19 protein-coding genes are annotated in these 20,615 nt (G+C 43.7%); 3 read left to right on the top strand and 16 right to left on the bottom strand.

The features are described 5' to 3' along the window. Window positions 1-5 precede the first annotated feature (5 nt). Genes hypE through DH10bf12_RS08560 form a run of 6 tightly spaced genes read right to left on the bottom strand, consistent with a single transcriptional unit; the run spans window position 6 to window position 5,628 of the window. Window positions 6-1,013 carry a hydrogenase expression/formation protein HypE gene (hypE, locus tag DH10bf12_RS08585; protein WP_471738077.1) on the bottom strand — a complete coding sequence of 336 codons (1,008 nt, stop codon included), beginning with the start codon at window positions 1,011-1,013 and terminating at the stop codon, window positions 6-8. Between the two features lie 3 nt (window positions 1,014-1,016). Beyond that, window positions 1,017-2,126: a hydrogenase formation protein HypD gene (hypD, locus tag DH10bf12_RS08580; RefSeq protein WP_471738076.1), complete on the bottom strand. Its 1,110-nt coding sequence runs from the start codon at window positions 2,124-2,126 to the stop codon at window positions 1,017-1,019. Continuing rightward, a complete protein-coding gene (locus DH10bf12_RS08575; RefSeq protein ID WP_471738075.1) occupies window positions 2,116-2,331 on the bottom strand; it encodes a HypC/HybG/HupF family hydrogenase formation chaperone in 216 nt (71 codons plus the stop codon). Before DH10bf12_RS08575 ends, hypD begins: the two co-directional genes overlap by 11 nt. Before the next feature lie 5 nt (window positions 2,332-2,336). Next, on the bottom strand, window positions 2,337-4,628 hold the full coding sequence (hypF, locus tag DH10bf12_RS08570) for a carbamoyltransferase HypF (protein WP_471738074.1): 2,292 nt from the start codon (window positions 4,626-4,628) through the stop codon (window positions 2,337-2,339). Continuing rightward, window positions 4,616-5,272: a hydrogenase nickel incorporation protein HypB gene (gene hypB / locus DH10bf12_RS08565; RefSeq protein WP_471738073.1), complete on the bottom strand. Its 657-nt coding sequence runs from the start codon at window positions 5,270-5,272 to the stop codon at window positions 4,616-4,618. The genes hypF and hypB overlap by 13 nt, the downstream gene beginning before the upstream one ends. 2 nt (window positions 5,273-5,274) lie before the next feature. After that, window positions 5,275-5,628, bottom strand: coding sequence for a hydrogenase maturation nickel metallochaperone HypA/HybF (locus DH10bf12_RS08560; protein ID WP_471738072.1), 354 nt, complete (start codon window positions 5,626-5,628; stop codon window positions 5,275-5,277). Window positions 5,629-5,777: 149 nt separating this feature from the next. Between DH10bf12_RS08560 and DH10bf12_RS08555 the strand changes: the two genes are divergently transcribed. From DH10bf12_RS08555 to DH10bf12_RS08545, 3 genes are all read left to right on the top strand, one after another. Next, entirely contained in the window at window positions 5,778-6,470 is a 693-nt protein-coding gene (locus DH10bf12_RS08555) for an AIM24 family protein (protein WP_471738071.1), read from the top strand. Window positions 6,471-6,578: 108 nt separating this feature from the next. Beyond that, the gene (locus DH10bf12_RS08550; RefSeq protein ID WP_471738070.1) at window positions 6,579-7,124 is read left to right on the top strand and encodes a YcxB family protein; all 546 of its coding nucleotides are present in this window, start codon (window positions 6,579-6,581) and stop codon (window positions 7,122-7,124) included. Between the two features lie 337 nt (window positions 7,125-7,461). Next, the gene (locus tag DH10bf12_RS08545) at window positions 7,462-8,442 is read left to right on the top strand and encodes a sodium:calcium antiporter (protein WP_471738069.1); all 981 of its coding nucleotides are present in this window, start codon (window positions 7,462-7,464) and stop codon (window positions 8,440-8,442) included. 186 nt (window positions 8,443-8,628) lie between these two features. Here the strand turns inward: DH10bf12_RS08545 and DH10bf12_RS08540 are convergent, their stop codons facing one another. The 10 genes from DH10bf12_RS08540 to DH10bf12_RS08495 form a co-directional block, all read right to left on the bottom strand. Further along, window positions 8,629-11,055, bottom strand: a complete 2,427-nt coding sequence (locus DH10bf12_RS08540) for a heavy metal translocating P-type ATPase (protein ID WP_471738068.1) — start codon at window positions 11,053-11,055, stop codon at window positions 8,629-8,631. Between the two features lie 11 nt (window positions 11,056-11,066). Beyond that, window positions 11,067-11,435 carry an ArsR/SmtB family transcription factor gene (locus DH10bf12_RS08535; protein ID WP_471738067.1) on the bottom strand — a complete coding sequence of 123 codons (369 nt, stop codon included), beginning with the start codon at window positions 11,433-11,435 and terminating at the stop codon, window positions 11,067-11,069. A 771-nt stretch (window positions 11,436-12,206) separates the two neighbouring features. Next, window positions 12,207-12,398, bottom strand: a complete 192-nt coding sequence (locus tag DH10bf12_RS08530; protein WP_471738066.1) for a hypothetical protein — start codon at window positions 12,396-12,398, stop codon at window positions 12,207-12,209. A gap of 93 nt (window positions 12,399-12,491) precedes the next feature. Then, the gene (locus DH10bf12_RS08525) at window positions 12,492-15,650 is read right to left on the bottom strand and encodes a bifunctional cytochrome P450/NADPH--P450 reductase (protein WP_471738065.1); all 3,159 of its coding nucleotides are present in this window, start codon (window positions 15,648-15,650) and stop codon (window positions 12,492-12,494) included. An 83-nt stretch (window positions 15,651-15,733) separates the two neighbouring features. Then, window positions 15,734-16,309 (bottom strand): TetR/AcrR family transcriptional regulator, encoded by a 576-nt coding sequence (locus DH10bf12_RS08520; RefSeq protein WP_471738064.1) that lies wholly within the window; start codon window positions 16,307-16,309, stop codon window positions 15,734-15,736. Window positions 16,310-16,505: 196 nt separating this feature from the next. After that, window positions 16,506-17,012 (bottom strand): DUF3794 domain-containing protein, encoded by a 507-nt coding sequence (locus DH10bf12_RS08515; RefSeq protein WP_471738063.1) that lies wholly within the window; start codon window positions 17,010-17,012, stop codon window positions 16,506-16,508. A gap of 103 nt (window positions 17,013-17,115) precedes the next feature. Then, complete coding sequence (locus DH10bf12_RS08510; RefSeq protein ID WP_471738062.1) at window positions 17,116-17,649, bottom strand: DUF3794 domain-containing protein; 534 nt, start codon at window positions 17,647-17,649, stop codon at window positions 17,116-17,118. 25 nt (window positions 17,650-17,674) lie between these two features. Beyond that, a complete protein-coding gene (locus DH10bf12_RS08505) occupies window positions 17,675-18,598 on the bottom strand; it encodes a DUF3794 domain-containing protein (protein WP_471738061.1) in 924 nt (307 codons plus the stop codon). 102 nt (window positions 18,599-18,700) lie between these two features. Next, window positions 18,701-19,285 (bottom strand): hypothetical protein, encoded by a 585-nt coding sequence (locus DH10bf12_RS08500; RefSeq protein WP_471738060.1) that lies wholly within the window; start codon window positions 19,283-19,285, stop codon window positions 18,701-18,703. A 109-nt stretch (window positions 19,286-19,394) separates the two neighbouring features. Then, complete coding sequence (locus DH10bf12_RS08495; protein ID WP_471738059.1) at window positions 19,395-20,384, bottom strand: aldo/keto reductase; 990 nt, start codon at window positions 20,382-20,384, stop codon at window positions 19,395-19,397. Window positions 20,385-20,615: the final 231 nt, after the last annotated feature.

Raw genomic sequence — 20,615 nt, 5'->3', positions numbered from 1 at the left:
GTTTATCAGCAAATTCTGGGCAAGAGCATGCCTGCCAGACGAAATAAACGCCTTGTCGTTCCAATTGGCGTTTTCAAATACAATTTCCCGGACGCATGATCACAGGATTTCACCCGGCCGATCACTTGAGCTCCTTCGCCTAAAGGATGGCTTTTAATGACTTCCATCAGCTTTTTTTCCTGACCCGCTTCTGTAATAAAAACCACTTTTCCTTCATTAGCCAGATATAGCGGATCAAACCCCAGAATATCGCATGCGCCATGCACTGCTTCAGGTACGGGAATACATGACTCTTCCAACTCCAGATCAAACTGAAAATCTTCACATAATTCAACCAGTGTCGTCGCGAGTCCTCCCCGGGTAGGGTCACGCATGACTCTTACACCCTTAACGTTATTCATTACTTCTTCAACTAAGTGATGAAGGGAAGCACAATCACTTGTTATATCAGTGATTAATCCCAGTTCCTCTCTCGCACTCATGATTGCCACACCATGTTCTCCGATAGGACCGCTAATAATGATGGTATCTCCCTCTGCGATCGCTTCAGGTTCTAAGCGCTGTTCATAGAGCTGTCCAATCCCTGTGGTATTGATAAAAATACCATCTGCACTCCCTCTCTCTACCACTTTTGTATCTCCGGCAACGATTTGAATGCCTGCATGTTCTGCCTCCTTTGCCATGCTTTTTGCGATCTCTTTTAAATCATTGAGTTTAAACCCTTCTTCAATAATGAATCCGGCAGTTATCGCAACCGGCTTCGCACCGGATACCGCGAGATCGTTCACCGTTCCAGTTACGGCTAATTTCCCAATATCGCCGCCTGGAAAAAAGATAGGATTCACAACGTAACTGTCCGTTGTCATGACAATTTCATTCGGGTTCCAGGGAAGAATTGCAGCATCGAGTCTGGCATGTGTCTGATTATGAAAGTATTTCATAAAAACTTTTTTAATCAGCTCGTGTGTTAATTCTCCACCTTCCCCGTGGGCCATGCTGATTCGCTGAACCAAGTTTTATTCCTCCCTCATATATTGATAATGTGCAGCGCAGGTTCCTTCAGATGAAACCATACAAGGACCAATAGGATGAACAGGCGTGCAGCCTTTATTAAATAACACACATTCTTCAGGATTAATTAAACCTCTGATAATTTCTCCACAGCGGCATTTTACTTTTCGTGGTTCTTTCACCGCCACATTAAACTTCTTTTTCGCATCGTATTTTGCGTACTTTTCTTTGAGAACAAGCCCACTGTCAGGAATAATACTCATGCCCCTCCACGCTTCATCTGCCAGTTCAAAATATGTATGTAGTAATTCTCTCGCAACCAGATTACCTTCTTCTTTTACTACGTGGGTGTAATCATTAATAATGTCCACCTTTTGATTATGAAGAAGGTCAACCAATTTATACATTCCTGTCAGTAACTGAACAGGCTCAAAACCGGAGATCACACCTGGCACCTGAAACTCTTTTATTAAAAAATCGTAGCTGTTCTTTCCGAGTACCACAGATACATGACCAGGCAGTAAAAATCCATCTACCTTAACTTCCCCGGCCTCCAGCAGCTCACGCAATACGGGTTCAACAAGTTTTGTTGTCATCCAGATCGTAAAGTTATGCAGGTCCAGCTTTTCAGCTTCTCTGATCGCAAGCGCCAGAATTGGAATCGTGGTTTCAAATCCGATTCCTAAAAAAATCACTTCTTTATCAGGATGCTGCTGTGCAATTTTTACACTTTCAAGTGGTGAGTAAACAACCCGTATATCTTTACCTTCCGCTTTTGCCTTCATCAAGGTGGATACAGACCCGGGAACGCGCATCATATCACCGAAAGTGCAAAGAATCGTACCAGGTTCATCAGCCAATTGAATCATTGCATCGATAGATTTTTGATCCGTCACGCAAACGGGACAGCCCGGTCCGGCAATCAGCTTTACATGATCAATTAACCGTTGTTTAATTCCACTTCTTGCAAAAGCCATTGTATGTGAACCGCACACTTCCATTAACACAGGCATACGGCCTTTTTCCAGTTTGAATGCATCTGCGAGCTCAATGAAAGCAGCAAGAGACCTGTGCACAAGATGATGATCAGAAAACAGCTCCAGATTATTCACCAAGAATATTCCTCCACTCTTCCATACTCTCCATCGCAAATGTATGATTGACGATGGTCATCGCCTGACCTGCATGCAATAGTACATAATCCCCGATGTTTATTTCCGGAACAAAAAAAGTACCAACGTACATCTTTGCTCCCATTACATCCACCAATGCTTCTTCATTCTTGATATCCAGCACTTTCGCAGGAACCCCGATACACAATGATGTCACCGCCTTTTACGTTTACTTGCGGCAATGATGAGCTGACCGAGTGATAACCCGCCATCATTGCAGGGAACTTTTTTATGGGTATAGACGTTGATCTGATTCTTTTGAAGACGTGCTTTTATTTCTCTTGTTAAAAACTGATTTTGAAAAGCCCCTCCCGAAAACACAACTGTCTGATTCCAGTCAGGGTGTCTCTTGAATATGAATAAAATTGTCTCTACACAAGCGCTTATGATGGTCATGTGAAATTTCCGGATAATCGTTTTAATTGATTGAGATGCAAACTTCTCATGAATAATCCGTTGAAGCATCGGAGAGAAGTCAAGCTCAAACATTCCATCTTCTCTTTGGTTCAAGAGGTACGGGTAAGGTTCAGCATTTGATTCTTCTCCGGTTCCGTTCATCATGGCAGACACTTTCATGGCTGCTTCACCTTCATATGTAGAGGTAAGACAAACGCCAAGTATTGCACTGACTGCGTCAAACAGGCGGCCACATGATCCTGCCATCGGACTGTTGATAGCATGTAAGCACATCTGGTTAATCATCTCAATTTCCTTTTGTTTCCCCGGAAAAAGCTGTCCGGCTATTTCCATTCCATCATCCGGCCAATGATGCAGGATCATTCCTGCTGCAACTCTCCAGGGTTCTTTCACTGCCCTCTCTCCCCCCGGCAAAGGTGTATAAGCTAAGTGAGCAGCCCGCTCAAATGAATCGGCATCTCCATATAAGAACTCAAACCCCCATATGCATCCATCTTCTCCATAGCCTGTTCCGTCTAAGATCAGACCAAGCACAGGAGAAGTTAAGCCATTGTCCTCCATACACGAGACGAGATGGGCGTGATGATGCTGTACAGCGATGACTGAACCCTGCATTTCCTCAGCTAAATAAGAAGTTGTGTACTGGGGATGCTGGTCGACTGCAATCACTTCCCCCCAGACCTGCAGCCAATCTTTAAAATGATGAAGCTGCTTTAAAAACGATTGAACCATTTCTTCATGATCAAGATCTCCAATATGAGGACCCACCCATATATCATTCTGTTTTCCAATGGCAAACGTATTTTTCTGCTGTCCACCGAGCGCAATAATTCCGTCCACATTCGATTGTGCAGGAAAAGGTTCAGGAACGAACCCTCTTGCTCTTCTGATGAACATTTTTTCATTTGATTCGAATTGAACAACAGAATCATCCACCGGAACATAAATCGCCCGGTCGTGAGATAAAATAGTATCCCCTGTTCTATGAAGCGACTCTAAATCACTGTCATCGTATTGAATAGGATGACCGGAGAGATTACTGCTTGTCATGACTAAACATGTAAGTCTCCCGCTTTCAAACAGCAAATGATGCAAAGGCGTATAGGGCAGCATGACACCCACTGTATTTAAACCGGGAGACAATAGATCAGGCAGGAAGCAGTCAGATTTTTTATGTAATACAACAATAGGTTTTTCATATGACATTAACATCTCTTCTTCATCATCAGAGACATGGCAATACTTTTTAATCGAATCTAACGAATTAAACATAACTGCTAACGGTTTATTAGGGCGTTGCTTTCTGTTCCTCACTTCCCTGACGGCATCTTCCTGAAGAGCGTCGCAGGCTAAATGGTAGCCACCGATCCCTTTGATCGCAACTGTCTTCCCATGCTCAAGTACATCAATGGCTGCCCTGATTGCTTCTTGCCTTTCAGCTATTAGCATTTTATGACGATTAAAAAGCTTCAGCACAGGTCCGCAGGATTTACAGCTGATCGGCTGGGCATGGTGACGCCTGTTCTCGGGATCCATATATTCCTTCTGACATTCAGGACACATTTGAAAACGGCTCATCGTCGTATATGGACGGTCATACGGAAGATCCTGAATAATCGTGTATCGCGGACCGCATTGGGTACAGTTAATAAACGGGTGATGAAAACGGCGGTTTTTCTGATCCATCATTTCCTTGATGCATTGATCACAAACCCCAGCGTCTGCACTGATCCACGGAAGTGAACCGGTATTCTTTTCACTCGGTATAATCATGAAATGTTTATACGTCTTTACTGCTGCATGCTGCACTTCCATCTCAACAATTTTTGATAGCGGTGGTGTGTGCAGTCGGATATCTTTAATCATTTTGGAAAGGATATCTTTGTTTCCTTCAATATGTATCAGTACACTGCCTGCGTTATTTTGCACAGTGCCTGTCAGCTGATATTTCGCTGCAAGTGAATAGATGAACGGACGGAATCCCACCCCCTGGACCCTTCCTTTCACCGTGACTTTTAGTGCGTGCATGCCTGATGAACTTCCCTTAACCAGTCTATCCAGCTTTCGAACCCTTCCCCTGTTTTAGCTGAAAGCAGCTTAAGCTTAGCTTCCGGATGAATGGCCCTCAGATCACTTTTGGCTTCAGCGGGGTCAAAATCTACAAAAGGCAGCAGGTCGATCTTGTTAATAATTGTCATATCAGTACGCCTGAACATGATTGGATATTTAGGGATTTTATCGTTTCCTTCAGGCACACTCAACAGCACCACTTTGTAGTCCTGTCCAAGGTCGTATCCTGATGGACAGACAAGGTTTCCTATATTTTCAATAAACAAAAGATCAATTTCTTCAAGTTGAAAATGCTGAAGCTCTTTTGCGATCATTCTTGCATCCAAATGACAGCCCCCGACCGTGTTGATCTGAACTGTCTGAATACCCAGTGCCCGAAGACGTTCAGCATCTCTTTCTGTAGCTAAGTCCCCTTCAATGACAGCAATACGGTAATCATCTTTGAGTTCTTGAATCGTTTTTTCCAGCAGTGTCGTTTTCCCCGCTCCCGGTGAACTCATCAGATTAATGACAAGCGTTTTAGCACGTTTGAAATGTTCCCTGTTAAAAGCGGCAGCGCGTTTTTGATCCTTTAATACATCTTCCTGAAGGTACATTTTCAAGCTTATTCACTTCCTTCATATGATTCGATCATGAACGTTTCACCAGATAACAACACACAGCCCGTCCCACCGCATTGAATGCAGAGAGCAATCCGATAATCCGGGTTAAATTCTATTTGGCACTCTGCACACCTGGCTATTGCAGGTTCTGTTATGATCTTTAATACCGTGGTTTCATCAATACATGGAACCCCCTGCTTTTGAAAATAAAAAAAGGCGAGTTCAAGGGCATCCGATAAAACATTCGACAGCTCCCCTACAATCACATCCATACGCTCGATTCTCTTAAATCCTCTTGACTGTGCATCATCAGATACTGCTTGAATGATTTCTGCCATCAGAGACATTTCATGCATAGAGGTCCACCTGCCATTATGAGCTTGTTGAAGTTTATGCTTCACTTTATTAAAAATAACCTGTGAGTCTCTCTCAAAGCTTTTTAAGAGATGGAACTATTTCTATATTTAATCGTATATACTGTTATCCAAACTGAGGAGGAATTTATATGTCAAAGTACTCGATCAGACAATTTGTACAGGAAACGCAGCAGGAAGATAACGCACGTGATTTTTTTGAGCTCGAGACTGACCGGTTGCTTGAGGTTAATCTGAATGGAAGGGTCTGGGCAAAAGCAGGCTCGATGATTTCTTATGATGGGAATATTAAATTTGAACGCGAAGGTATGCTTGAGCATGGGCTTGGAAAGTTTGTGAAGAAGGCCTTTAGTGGTGAAGGTGCTCAATTGATGAAGGCGAATGGTCAGGGCAGACTTTACATTGCAGATATGGGCAAGAAAATCACTGTGCTTGATCTTGAAGGTGAGAGCATTTTTATTAACGGAAATGACTTGCTCGCATTTCAGGATGGGCTGGACTGGGATATCAAATTGATGAGACGTGTTGCAGGAATGATGGCTGGGGGACTGTTCAATGTGCGTCTTGAAGGTCAGGGGCTTGTTGCCTTCACCTCACATTATGAGCCGCTTACTTTACACGTCACACCGAACAAGCCGGTATTCACTGACCCGAACGCAACGGTTGCCTGGTCAGGTAATCTTGAGCCGGAATTTGTCACAGACGTTCAGCTGAAAAGCTTTTTCGGACGAGGCAGCGGAGAGTCTGTGCAGATGAAGTTTTCAGGGAATGGATTTGTTGTTGTACAGCCTTATGAGGAAGTGTATCAGACGCAGCAGAGCTGATCATTTTGAGGAGGCGACCATGTCACTTTTTATGAAGTGGCCTGGTCGCTTTTTGTATGAAACAACTGTGTTACAATGAAAAGCAACTTCAAATGTAAGGAGCTACTTATGTCATATACCAAGCAGCCAGCTTCACAGGAAGTGGTGGCGACCGGAATGTTAACTTTTAAGGAATTCAGGAAATATAACGAAATCCATAGTGAGAACTACATGAAGTGGGCAAGTCTGATTGCATTTCTGGCTTTTTCACTGATCATTGGTATACCTGCTGACAATGAAGAAGGCCTCTTCATGGCGCTGCTTGTTGTGGTTATCGTCGCATTGCCTGGTACATTATTGATCTACTTTATCCTCAGGCTAGCCATCTATATCAGAGCGAAGCAGGAATTCAAAAGTAATCCAGGTTTATATAAAGATCTTACTTATCACTTTTCACCTGAAGGTATTCGTCTCGAGCAGGGGCGTTCAGTTGTTTATCATGAATGGAGCCAGATCCTATCTGTCAGGGAAACACCTGCAATGTTTATTTTGTTTATATCTAAAAATAGAGCAATTGTTGCACCCAAACGTTTTTTTAGTTCTGAAGAGGACATCAGGCAGTTTCAAAAGCTGCTCGGGAGATATATTGACCGGTGGAAGATTAAGATCAAATAAAGAAGGTTGTCAAAGCAGATCCTTGTGGAGAGGGTCTTTTTTTTGAGAGTGATTTGGCATCAGGGATGATGGTTGAACCTACTCCCATATTGATTTAATAACGAAAGCACGGCTCCCCCGATCAATTGATTCATTCCCTGCTGTCATCGAAGAACCACGTCCGTACCGGGTCAGGTCTACATTCAATAAATGCCACAACCATCTATTTATATATCCACTGAAAAAATTTCCAAAGTGTAGAACCGTTACAAAGGGGTATATGCCACGTATGTTCTGAGCGCTATTCGATTATCAGTTTCAGGATTTAATCTTTTACGAGTTTAAGGAGTTCAACATTATGACGTGGTTATATATCATTATTTTTACTGTTGCAGCAGTTGTATCAGCACTCTCGGCCGTTTACCTCTCGAGGCACACTGATACGATCAGTAAGCAGACAAATCTGGGCGGGTTTCTTGCCGGAACAATTCTTCTAGCTGTAGCGACATCCCTGCCTGAATTGACAACAACCGTTTCTGCCAGCATCATTGGCAGTGCGGATATTGCAGTTGGTAATGGGCTTGGAAGTATTGTATTCAACACTTTTATTCTATTTGTGTTAGATATATATTTCAGGAAAAAGCGGCTTTTTCTAAATGCCTCTCATCACCATATGTACACAGGTTCCATTGCTTTAATTCTTTGTGTGATTACTGCGGTCGGACTGATTTCAACTGTCTCGATTTCACTGCTGAATATCGGCCTGACCAGCTTTGCAGTTGCCACCATTTATGTGGTTGGGATGTTGTACATTTCTAAAAAGCAGCAGGAGCCCGCACCTGAGGAAAAAGCAGAAGAACAAAAAAATCATCCATCTCTGCGTATAGCAGTAAGGCAATTTATTATCTTTTCAATTCTGATCTTTATTTTCGGAAGTGCACTGTCTTTGTCCGGTGATGCCATTGCTCAAAACACCGGAGTCAGTGCAACGATTGTCGGCAGTATCCTCGTTGCGTTAGCAACTTCACTGCCCGATGCGATGGGCGTTTTTATGGCACTGAGACTGGGTAATGTCAATATGGCTATTGGTGCCATCCTCGGCAGTAATGTTTTCAATGTATTAGTCATTGCATTTGGAGATATCTTTTATTTTGGAGGTAATATATGGAAGTACACCAGTAATGATCTGATTTTCATCTCTCTGATCGGATTTGTACTGACTACACTTGTAATGGTGATTGTAAAAAGGGATCATACACGCAATACGTTTACTTACCTGCTGCCTTCAATAACGGCTGTAGTTACGTATTTTGTCGTGATTGGATTTGTGATTTTTTAGACTATACAGCTAAGGGGGCCTCTTCTATGTGAAGGTCCCTCTTTTTAGATTTGTATCTGGGGCTGGTTTGATTATTTACCCACGGCTGTGGATATACAAGCCCTCTGAATAATTACTCCCCCTATTGAACCTTTTCATCCAGTAACACATTAAAAAAAGCAGACCCAAAACCGGATCTGCTTCCCCTCACTTCATCCTCAACAACCGCATACTATTCAAAATCACAATCAGCGCAGCACCCGTATCACTCAACACTGCCATCCATAGCGTCAAATACCCAGGAAAAATCAGCATAAGTGCGGCAAGCTTTGTAATCAGTGAAAACCAGATATTCTGCTTAATGATCGTGAGCGCTTTTCGGCTCAGGCGGATCGTATGCGGCAGCTTTTCAAGGTTATCTGCCATCAGAACGATATCAGCCGTTTCCATCGCAGTATCTGTTCCGGCGCCGCCCATTGCAATTCCCAGATCAGCTGTCGCAAGTGCCGGCGCATCATTAATGCCATCACCTACCATGGCTACCTGCTTTCCTTCACTCTGCAGTTTCTTCACAGCCGTCACCTTATCTTCTGGCATCAGTTCTGCAAAGTAGCGGGTTACGCCGGTTTCAGCAGCCATTTTCTTCGCTGTTCCTTCATTATCCCCTGTCAGCATCACCATTTCACCAATACCAGCCTGTTTCAGCTTTTCAATGGAACGGACTGTAATATCCCGAACCGTGTCAGCGACTGCAATCAACCCGAGAATCTGATTCCGCGTACCGACTGCCACAAGCGTATTGCCTTCATTTTGCATGAGGTCAATCCGTTCATCTAAATGGGTGGTTGAAATACCCATCTCTTTAAATAGCTTTGGTTTCCCTGCAAAATATTCAGTCCCGTCAATGACTGCAGTCGCACCCTTACCCGCAATTGCAGTAAAGTTACTGCCGGCTTTAGAGGAAATCTCCCGTTCATTTGCATAGCTGATGACCGCCTGCGCAATTGGATGCGTTGAATGCTCTTCAATTGTTTTTGCGATACTAACAAGCCTTTCACTATCCTCTTCAAGTGCAATCACCTGTGTTACTTTCGGCTTTCCTTCTGTTAACGTACCTGTTTTATCAAATGCGATTGCTTTAATGGCACCCGCTTTTTCAAGGAACGTTCCACCTTTAATCAGTACACCGTTGCGTGCTGCGTTTCCGATCGCTGAGACAATCGCAACAGGCGTTGATATGACAAGTGCGCATGGACAGGCAACGACTAGTAACGCAAGTCCTCTATAGAACCACTCACTCCAGGCACCAAATCCTGCAAGCGGTGGAACCACCATAACAAGAATCGCAAGCACAAAAACGATCGGTGTGTATACTCCAGCAAATCGGTCGATAAATGCCTGCGTCGGCGCCTTTTGATCCTGTGCTTCTTCTACTAAATGGATAATGCGTGCAATTGTTGTATCTTCCGAGAGTCTGGTGACCTTTACCTCAAGAGAGCCGCTCTCATTTACTGTACCTGCATATACCTGATCACCCGGCTCTTTATCAACAGGGAGCGATTCACCGGTAATCGGCGCCTGATTCAGACTCGATATTCCGGCAGTAATCTCGCCATCAAGCGGAATTTTCTCACCTGGCTTTACGATCATAATGTCATGGATCGCCACGTCCTCCACATCTTTTACAACTGTGCCATCTGCCGTTTTGATCACAGCTTCAGAAGGCGTCAGGTTAATCAGGCTGCGGATTGAATCTCTCGTGCGTTCAATTGACCGGTTTTGCAGTGCATTACCGAGCGAAAACAGCCAGACAACCGTCGCCCCTTCAAACCACTCACCGATCAGTGCTGCTCCGATTGCTGCAGTGACCATCAGTACATTCATATCAAGTGACCGGCTTTTTACTGCATAAAATGCACTTCTCGCAGGCTTATATCCCCCGATGACAATCGCAGCTGCGTAAAATGCAGTCACCAGCAACTCAGGGATGGCTGTAAAAGATCCGATGAATCCAAGAGCTAAAAGGATCCCGGAAATGGTTGTGACCGGCAGTGCCTTTACTGCTTTTTGATCATCCTTTTTCTGATTCCGGAGAGTTGCAGGTACAGCATCAAAGCCTGACTTTTGCACCTCTTTTATGACCTGATCTGCAGTCAGCGTATGGGCAATATGCATCTTTCCTGTTGAAAAGTTAACCCTTACGCTCTGGACGCCAGGGTTACCAGACATATGCTTTTCAAGCGTTGCTGCACATGAGCTGCAGTCCATCCCGCTTACCTGATACACGTTCGCATCTTTTGCCGGACTTTCCGGTTCAGCTTCAAATCCATACTTCTTAACGTGTCCCGGAATTGCATCATATATATCAGCGCTTACAGCACCGACAGCCATTTTTCCTGCCGCATAATTGACTTTGACAGATTGGATTCCCTCTGTTTTTAAGAGGCCCTTTTCAAGGGTTAAAGCACATGATGGGCAGTCCATCCCAGTTACTTTATAGGTTTTTCTATCATCCATTTCTGCTGATTGTTCAGTTTCTGAAATTTTACTTGAACAGCATTTTTTTGCTGCTTCTTCCTTCGTATCTTCAGCGGAACAGCAGGATGATTTTGTTTCCTGTTCAGTTTTTTGCATGTCAAACACCTCTATTCCTCATTCGCATGAACTAGCGCAATCGACACAAGCTGACGCACATGATCATCAGCCAGTGAGTAAAATACCAGCTTTCCTTTTTTACGGTATTTCGCAAGCTTCATATTACGAAGCAGCCTCAGATGATGTGATGCAGTCGCTGTTGAGCAGCCTATAATGTTTGCGATATCACAGACACAAAGCTCATCTTCTAGTGTGAGCGCATAAGCAATTTTTACCCGGGTGGCATCTGCCAGTGCTTTAAAAATCAGCTCAACACCTTCCGCTTCAGGGATTTTCGGCTGTACCCGATTGACTACCGCTTCGTCATAACAATACGTGTCACATGTATCTGGCGATGTCTGGTTCGTTTGTTTCTGCATGTTTGCACCTCATTCAAATAATTGTTTGATTGTTTAGTTATAGTGTATGCGTGCGAAGCGGCTGATGTCAATCAAATATTCAAATGATTGTTTGAATGATAGGTATGAGGGGTGGGAGTGGTGCTGCACCTGGTTTGGAGAATACGGCACTCGATTGGAAGCACGCCGCACTCAACCCGGGTGTGTCGCTATCTCAACGCAGTGCACACACACCTCGATGATTATCAGACACCGTCAGAATACCTTACACACTTCATGCCCTTAGGTCACATGCTTTTAGTTTCTTAAAGGCATCAAGTGGGCGTGGCGTTCACCCGATCTGGAGGTTACGGCACTCGATTGGAAGTACACAGCACTCAATCCGGGTGTGTCGCTACCTCAACGCAGTGCACATAAACCTCGATGATTACCAGACACCGTCAGAATACCTTACACGCTTCATGCCCTTAGGTCACATGCTTTTAGTTTCTTAAAGGCATCAAGTGGGCGTGGCGTTCACCCGATCTGGAGGTTACGGCACTCGATCGGAAGCACGCAGCACTCAATCCGGGTGTATCGCTACCTCAATCCGCTGCACGCCGCACTCACCCCGGGTGTGTCGCTACCTCAACGGGCAGAATACCGCACTCGACGAGACCCGGACATACCGTAAACCCTGGGGGCAATGTCCTTCAAAACCTAAAAGCAGACCCACTCAGAACTAAATACTGAGTGGGTCTGCTTTTTGAAGGCCAGGTACTGATCCTGTGACCTTCACTGTTCCTTATTCCATCAGGCAACTTTTTCTACCCTCCACCCTGATGTTGATTTTTTGTGCTTCACCTGCTCCAGCTTCTCCTTTTTCGTTTTCGTTTTTCTGACATGTGTACTGATCTCAACCTGTGTGCCGCGCTTAATCTCAACATCAAATCTGCCGTTTCTCACCGCATGCAGACGGCGCTTTTTTGCTTTGCTTTTGCTCATTATTTTCTCTCCTTTGTTTCTGGAAGTTTGTTCACTTTTATTATAACAAAAAAGGCAGAGAAGGTTTTTTTGCCCCTGCTCTGCCTTTTTAAATTACTTCGCCGACCATACATCTTTTGCAAGACGTCCTGACCGCTCTAATTCATCAATCCAGGCTGAGGCTTCTTCCTTGCCTGTCTGGTGACGTTTCTGATAACAACGGCTTAATGTTTTCAACACATCCGGCGCCATTTTACTGCCATCTCCACAGATGTATACTTTCCCTCCCTGGTCCAGAAGTGAAAGAATCGTCTCTGCGTTCTGTTCTATTAAATGCTGTACATATACTTTGTCGGCACTTTGTCTTGAAAAAGCGCTGTGCAGCTCGATCAATCCAAGTTTTTCAGCTTCCTTCAGTTCATCTTCATATAAAAAGTCCTGCTCCGGATGACGGCAACCGAAGTACAGGTGCGCCTGTCCAGGAGTGATGCCTTCTTTCTGAAGCGCATGGCGTGCCTGGATAAAACCACGGAATGGTGCCACACCTGTTCCCGGTCCAATCAAAATAAGTGGTGTTTCAGGGTTCTCAGGCAATTGGAATGATGACTGAGGTGTGCGGATGAAGCAGGCAATTTTGTCTCCTGCTTGTCTTGCCGCTAAATAATTTGACGCGACGCCTGCATACTCACCCTTCCCGCTCCATGCATCTCCACGTACGACGCTGACAGTGATACTCAGCTGCTCCCCTGTTTTACGTGGTGAACTTGAAATAGAGTAGTATCTTGCTTTTAAAGGCGGCAGTAAAGAGATAAACGCTTCAAAAGTCATCTCACATGACATGAATTCCTCAAGCAGTTCAAGCATTGTTTTTCTGACGCTGAGGACCTCACGCTTATAAGCCTCATCTTCAGTCAGCTGCTCAAGCTCCATTTTGTGAGGAGGACATGGATTACACGCTGCGAGCGCTCGGATCTGGGCGCGCGTCGCCGGCTCCTGAAGTTCGACATAACGGCCCAGCAATTCTGAGAGGGATACAGGCTGGTTAGTTGGTAAATGGTTTGCACGGCCTGCTCCTTCACCAAGTACTACATACTCATCACCATTTAATCCAAAGCGATGCAGCACTCTGTCTATTAATCCCTGAGCATTTTCAGGTAATACGCCAAGATGGTCCCCTTCCTGGTAAGTGACGCCTGAAGGAAGTGCAACCTCAATGTGACGGGTACTTCGTTGATCAGTTCTTAAAAGCTCACGATTTTCCAGGATCACAGATGAGAAGGCTTCATATGTTCTGGCAACCGGTGTATAGCTTACGCCGCTGACATACTCCATAGATACTGATGCTGACGCATGGTTATCCGGTTCAATGTCAAGGTCAAACTTTTCAGCCAGTGCCGGCCACAGGCTCGCCTGCCATTTTTCAATATCACCGTCAAAATCTTCATCTGCGTCACCTTCTCCGCGTTTCAGCAGTCTGGACGCACCTTTAGCTTCAAGTTTTTCATCAATGAATTGAGGGATCCGCTGATACGTATCTGCCCAGTTTCGGTCACCACATCCAAAGACTGTATAGCTGACTCCCTTCAGATCCTCAGATTGATCATTGCTAAGCCAATCTGTGAAGTCTACAGCATTGTCCGGTGGATTCCCGTTATAGGAAGCAGAAACAACCAATACAGCTCCTTTGGCAGGAAGGTTTGCAGTATAGTCGTCAAGCGGTGCAACTGTAACCTCAAAACCTTTATAACGGCCTGTATCTGCCAGTTCACGCGCAATACCTTCAGCAGTACCCATATTAGAACCAAACAGCACAAGTAAAGGCGTACCGTGTGATGCAATGGCAGCTGACTGAGATCCTGATGATTCATGACTTTCTATTGAAGTTGTTGCCTGTGTCTGAATCTGTTCTTTTCTCGCTTTAACCTTCATTTTCAATCCTTCTGGCTTAAAGGTCAGTGTTTCTTTCACATCCAACTCATAATTCGAATGATCCTCCAGTTCAAAATGCTGCAGTACCATGCCAAGTACGAGTGTCGCTTCATGAATTGCGAACTGCTGACCGATGCAGGCACGCTGTCCATTGCCAAATGGTTTGTACGCATGATGCGGAATAGCTGATGGATCTTCAAAACGCTCAGGTCTGAATGCTTCTACATCATCTCCCCATACTGCAGTATCCCGGTGCAATTCAGGGATCAGAAGTGTGAATGTGTCACCTTTTTCAACTTTCACTTCATCCGCCAGGGTTGTATCCTCTTTTGCATAAACTGAAAATGCCGGCGCAGTTGGCCAGAGTCTAAGCGCTTCATTCAGAATCATTCTGACATACTTCAGCTTTTTCACCTGTTTGAAGTCAGGGACCCCATCACCCAGCACTTCATCTACTTCTGCATACGCTTTTTGAAGTTTTTCAGGATGCTTCAGTAAATAATAAATCGCAAATGACAGCAGACCGCTTGTGGTTTCATGCCCTGCAATTAAGAACGTGATAATCTGATAGCGGATATTTTCTGCATCCAGTGTCTCACCAGTCTCAGGATCTTTTCCTTTCAGCATGTGCGAAAGCAAGTCGTTCTCACCCTGGTCACCGGCTTCCTTACGCTCTTCAATCAGCTGATCCACAAGGTTGAACATATAATCAATGTCTTCCTTGAACTGCTGCTTAGAGCGGACCATCAGCTTATCCTGAATACCAAGGCGCTGTGTCTGGTTCATTGATTCATCAAGTGCATTCACCATCTTCTCGACAAATGGGTGGGCGTCTTCACGATAAAAACTGTTAAACCGGTAATTGAACCCGCACAATCCAATCGTATCAAGCGTCAGACGTGTCATATCATCCGGCACCTGTACTTCTTCATTGGCATTCAGCCGTGCCCATTTCTGTACAAGCTGCAGCGCAAGGTCAACCATTTTATCATGGTAGCCTTTCATTGCCTGCTGGCTAAAGCTAGGCAGCAGAATCTGATGGGCTTTCTTCCAGTTCGGCTCCTCTGTTTTACTTGTAAAGAGACCGTCCCCTCCAAATGCACGTACCTTCTGCAGTGCAGGGCCGACCTGCTTATCAAAACGCTTTTCATCACAAATCTCTGCAGCAAGGCGCGCACTTGATACAAAGGTGCTCGCACGTCCCGGGAAATGAAATTGATAAATTGGTCCAAGCTCTCTTGCATGCTTCATAAAAGATTGTACCGGTTTTTCTTTATCGATTACTGGTAAATTTCCAAGCGGACCGTATGTCTTTGGTTGTGGAAGGTTTTTTATCTCTATCATGCTTACACCTCTTTTAAAATTTATCTGCTTTTTGTACGGAATGAATATTCATTCCGTACAAAGGAAAAGAAAGCTGAGCCTCATCACGAATGATGACGTACAGCATCCCAGCAGCTTTCTTCAACACCGGCAAGTAAGGCTTCTGATGCTTCAACCTCACCTGCACGGATTAATTTATATAACTCAAGGAAGCCGCCGAAGATAATCGCAATTAATGCTTTAGAAGGCAGCAGTCTGATCTGCTGTATATGCTTACCTTCATCAAGAAAATGCTCAAGGATCATCAGTAAGCGATAAAACTCTTCCCGGCTATCTTCGTTAAGAAAATAAGCTGAATTATGTGTCTTAATAAAATACAGGGCGTGATCATGCTCATTTGTAAAACGGATCATTCCCTGAAACAAATGATGAAATTGTTCACGTATTCCCTGCTCAGATGGATAGTTTTGCTCAAGCGTCTGTCTGAATAGACTCACGTAATGCTGGAAGAGCGTATTAACGAGCACCTCTTTGTTTTCAAAATACCGATAGATCGTTCCTGCACCTACTTTGGCATCATTGGCAATCATCGGGATCGTTGTTGCATCAAACCCCCGCTCTGCAAATAAAGTCAAAGCACTTTGCAGGATATCTTCACGTTTTGTTGTAGCTGCCGGCATACATATTTCCTCCTCCTGTAACGGAATGAACATTCATTCCTATTCAGTGTAAAACTGTTTTTACTTACTTTCAACTGGTCTAAAGACTCATATAAAAGAGCAGTAATAGACACTGCTCTGCTTTAAAAGGGAGTACTACATAAGGTGTACGGAAATGATCATTTTTTTCTAAAGACTATCACTCCTTACAAACTCATCAGCATTTTTTATGGTGGTGGCTGCATGAAGGTTTATTGTCAGGTACACAATGAGGGTGCTTTACAACCGTTAGACATAAGACTTTACAAATCTTTAATCTTCTCTTTTCTGTTGAAAATACATGAATATCTTCAATAAAAGCATTTAATTCAAAATGATGAGGTATGTGTTTTTGATTTTCAAGAATGATTAGTTCACAAAACGGGACATTAAAATGAAAGTTATGAACTGGCTGATCAGGCTTTGCCGCTGTATAGATGATTTTTTGTTTTACAATACCGCTGACTAAAAGCTTGCAGTCATAAGGAGAGGTTATGAATTTAGAGTGACTGATTAAGACGGATGCACTTACTTTGTTGACTTCCTCAATTGACGGCTTGGGTTTTGGAACGAAAGCATTTTCAATGATTGTGAATTGTTTATAGGCAAGCGGTCCTTCCGGAAAGTCTTCCTTTGAAGCAATACCTGCATAAGATATCATCTCATGCGGATTAAGCATTGACATAATCACATTCCTCCTCTAATTTATTTTACATTATATCGATTTTGTAAAATCTGGTGAGTCATTCACATAGAAATAGGCTCCCCATATTAGAGGAGCCTATTTTTTAGAGTAAGAACGGCACTAAAGCTTCGTTAACAGTTGTATATACAAAAATAATCACACATTTACTGACCGTGCGTGGATCCAGAAGACTGATTTCGACATCCTCTATGAGTACATTCACAGGACCGGTGACTACATCATTAAGTGAAAGACCTAAACTTGCTAAGAAACTCGCTACAGTTTCTCCAGTTGGAATCGCTAGCGGAATGTCAACAAACGTACAGAATGGATGTTCAAAATGAGCTGAGTGTACTGACTGCTCCTCCACAAGAGCAGTATAGATTACTTTTTGTCGTAAAAATCCATCGACAACTACTTTGACACCAGTTGGGGTAAAAATTGTACGTGTTCCCGTGATCACTGCTTCGATTAAAAGCGTGTTAATCTGCTCAACATCAGGCTTAACATCCGGAATCGTCAGTCTTTCCTGAATCGCCATTTGTGTGCTTGGGTTGTCCTCATTGATCACCGGAAATTCATTCGGATTAGCGATTCCAATAATTTGAACAAAATCTCTTAATACACCATCTATCACACTATTCATCCTTTCAATTTTATTATTAAGCGCACTCAGTGATTATGTTGCCAAGCAGATCGACAATTGGAACCGTCAGGATATCTGTTCCGCCAGATGATAAAACGAGTGTGGCAGTGTTAGCTGTTGTATCAATGATCAGACTAAGATCAAGGTTCACACCCAGCACACCTGCGTTAACGCCAGCTGCTAATACTGTAAGCGTCGTATTATCATCACTGCAGATAATGTCTGTGATCAGATCTGAACCTACATCAACTGTGAGCACGTCTACACCCAGAGCTGAGAGCGTCAGGTTAATAAAGCTTGCTTCAGCGTCACACCCCGGACAGATCCCCACATCCAGCGTAGCAGTTACATCTCCAAGTACCGGAGCAGTGATATCTGCTGTTAGTCCAGCAGCAGTGAAGGAACAATCGCACGTTAACGGAAATAAATCAGGATTTAGATCAGCATAAGCAAACAAGATCACACATTTGCTTACCGTTCTCGGATCCAGCAATTGTATTTCAACGTCCTCAATGATTACGTTAACTGGTGAATCCAGAATGTCGTTAATTGACAGTCCTAACGATGCAAGATAAGCAGGTACGGTGACACCAGCTGGTATATCCAGCGGAATATCGATAAACGTACAGAATGGGTGCTCGAAGTGTGCAGAGTGCACAGACTGCTCTTCTACAAGTGCAGTGTAAATAACTTTTTGACGGAGTACTCCTTCAATGACTACCTTCACTCCTACAGGTGTAAAGATCGTACGGGCGTTTGTAACTCTTGCGTCAATAAGAAGTGTATTAATCTGCTCAACGTCTGGCTTAACTTCCGGAATCTCTAACCTTTCTAAAACTGAAAACTGCGTATACCTTGTGTTTTCTCCTATAACCGGGAACTCTGTGGGATCTGCAATACCAATAATTTGCACAAAATCTCTTAACAAACCATTTGCCATTTTTCCATCTCCTTAAAATCATATTCTGTATATACTATTGCAGTGATGAACAGATTGTCTGTGCGAATAACGGTAAAAAACAAAATTAAAAGCAGATCCGGGTCAGTCCCGAATCTGCTTTTCTACTTTTACATGACTTCTGCTTTTCAAAAACACATTGAAAAATTCTAAAAGGAATATAATCTGTAACATGATTAACACACCCATCATGATCTGTGCGATACCAGGGAGCGTTGAAAATAAGAAATAAAACATACCTAATAAAACGAATACAATCATCATGATTGTACATAGTTTCTTTAAACGCTTGGTATGCTCGGTTACGCCGGTCTCTTCCTCCATCCCTTCAATCAAACGTGAGATAATCACGTAGATCATGAACAGTCCTGCAATGATAAACGCCAGACCTATATAAGAAATAATGGCTAAATAAGAATGAAGCGGCAATAACAGAGGTGAATTTCCTGAAGCATTTAAAATCAGGAAAGCAAGGCTGTGAAAAATCATAAAGCTTATTAAAGGTTGAGCTTTCCCCACCCTTTCATACCTTCTACTAACCTCCTGTACTCCAAAAAAGAGCAGGATGTAGCCAATCAGATTGGTGAGTGAATAGATAAGACTGATATCCAGAAAGTTTATGTTGAGCTTGAAAAATACGAAAAGCAGTCCAAGTAATATTTTTCCCATGAATCAATTGACCCCTTTTTATGATCTGAAGACCATCGTAACACAATTTCCTGGAGCTGTGATTTAAAAAAGAGCCCCGGAAAAAACCGGAGCCCCTTCATAGCTTATATTATTTTAGGACGGGCAGAATCGCTTTTGACGATACAAGCCCTTTTTCCACCAGCTCATCCCAGAAACCAGCCGGAATATCTGCTCTTAGTGCCTGCAGGTCCTCTTTAATACGATCAGGTCTTGTTGAACCTGTCACGACTGCTTTCACGGCAGGGTGAGCTATCGAAAACTGGAGTGCAGCATCCTTCAGCTTCACGCCATGATTCAGTGCCACTTCATTAAACTTGTCCACACGTGCTTTAATCTCAGGTGTGATTTTCTGATAATCAAAGTGGTCACCGCCAAGAAGCGCTCCTGAGTTAAACGCTGATCCAATCACAAGTCCGCCACCACTTTTCTCAGCGAGCGGCATCATGCGTTCAAGTGCACGTTCATGCTGAAGCAGCGTGTATTGCGTCGCAGATAAACTAAGGTCCGGGTGGGCTTCTTCAAGCTCAAGCGCCACTTCAATTGGCGTCGTTGTATTCACGCCCAGCCCCCAGGCTTTAATAACGCCTTCATCTCTTAGACGGTCGAGTACTTTAAATGCACCATTACGTGCTTCATCAAACTTTGTGATCCACTCATCCCCGAGAAAGTCTGGTGAAATATCATGCACATACACCATATCCAGACGATCCGTTTTAAGACGTTTCAGGCTGTCTTCAATCGATTTGAGCGTGCCTTCTTCTGTATAGTCTGTCTTTATCTTATTCTTACGGCCATATTCAAACAGCCCTTCTTTTTCTTCTGTTTCATCCAGCACAATCCGGCCGACCTTCGTGCTTAGAAGATAATCATCCCGCTTATAAGATGACAGGATCTCTCCAAGCCTGATCTCTGCTAATCCCGCTCCATAAAACGGTGCTGTATCAAAATAACGGATGCCTTCATCCCATGCAGATTGAATCGTTTCTCGCGCTTCCTCTTCAGGTACATCTCTGAACATATTGCCAAGCGGCGCCGTTCCAAGACCGAGCTTATGCTTGATCGTTAAGTCATTTTTCATCGTGATACACCTCTTTCAAAAATTGATGGTTTAAAGAATATATGTAGATGTCTACCCCGTGTGAAGATGCTTAAACGGATGATTGAAGTATGTAAAAAGCGAAACTGCCCCTCTGAATAAAGGCAGCACAATACACAAGTCTCTTTGATTGATAATGTAGCTGATTAGGATTAGACTACAAAAACGGCTTGAATTTTGAGGGGTCTTCTGGGAAAAACCTTTTTCATGAAG

Source organism: Jeotgalibacillus sp. 10bf12, assembly GCF_055597105.1.
The sequence above is the reverse complement of the archived record's forward strand: the minus strand, read 5'-3'. Positions and strand labels throughout refer to the sequence as shown.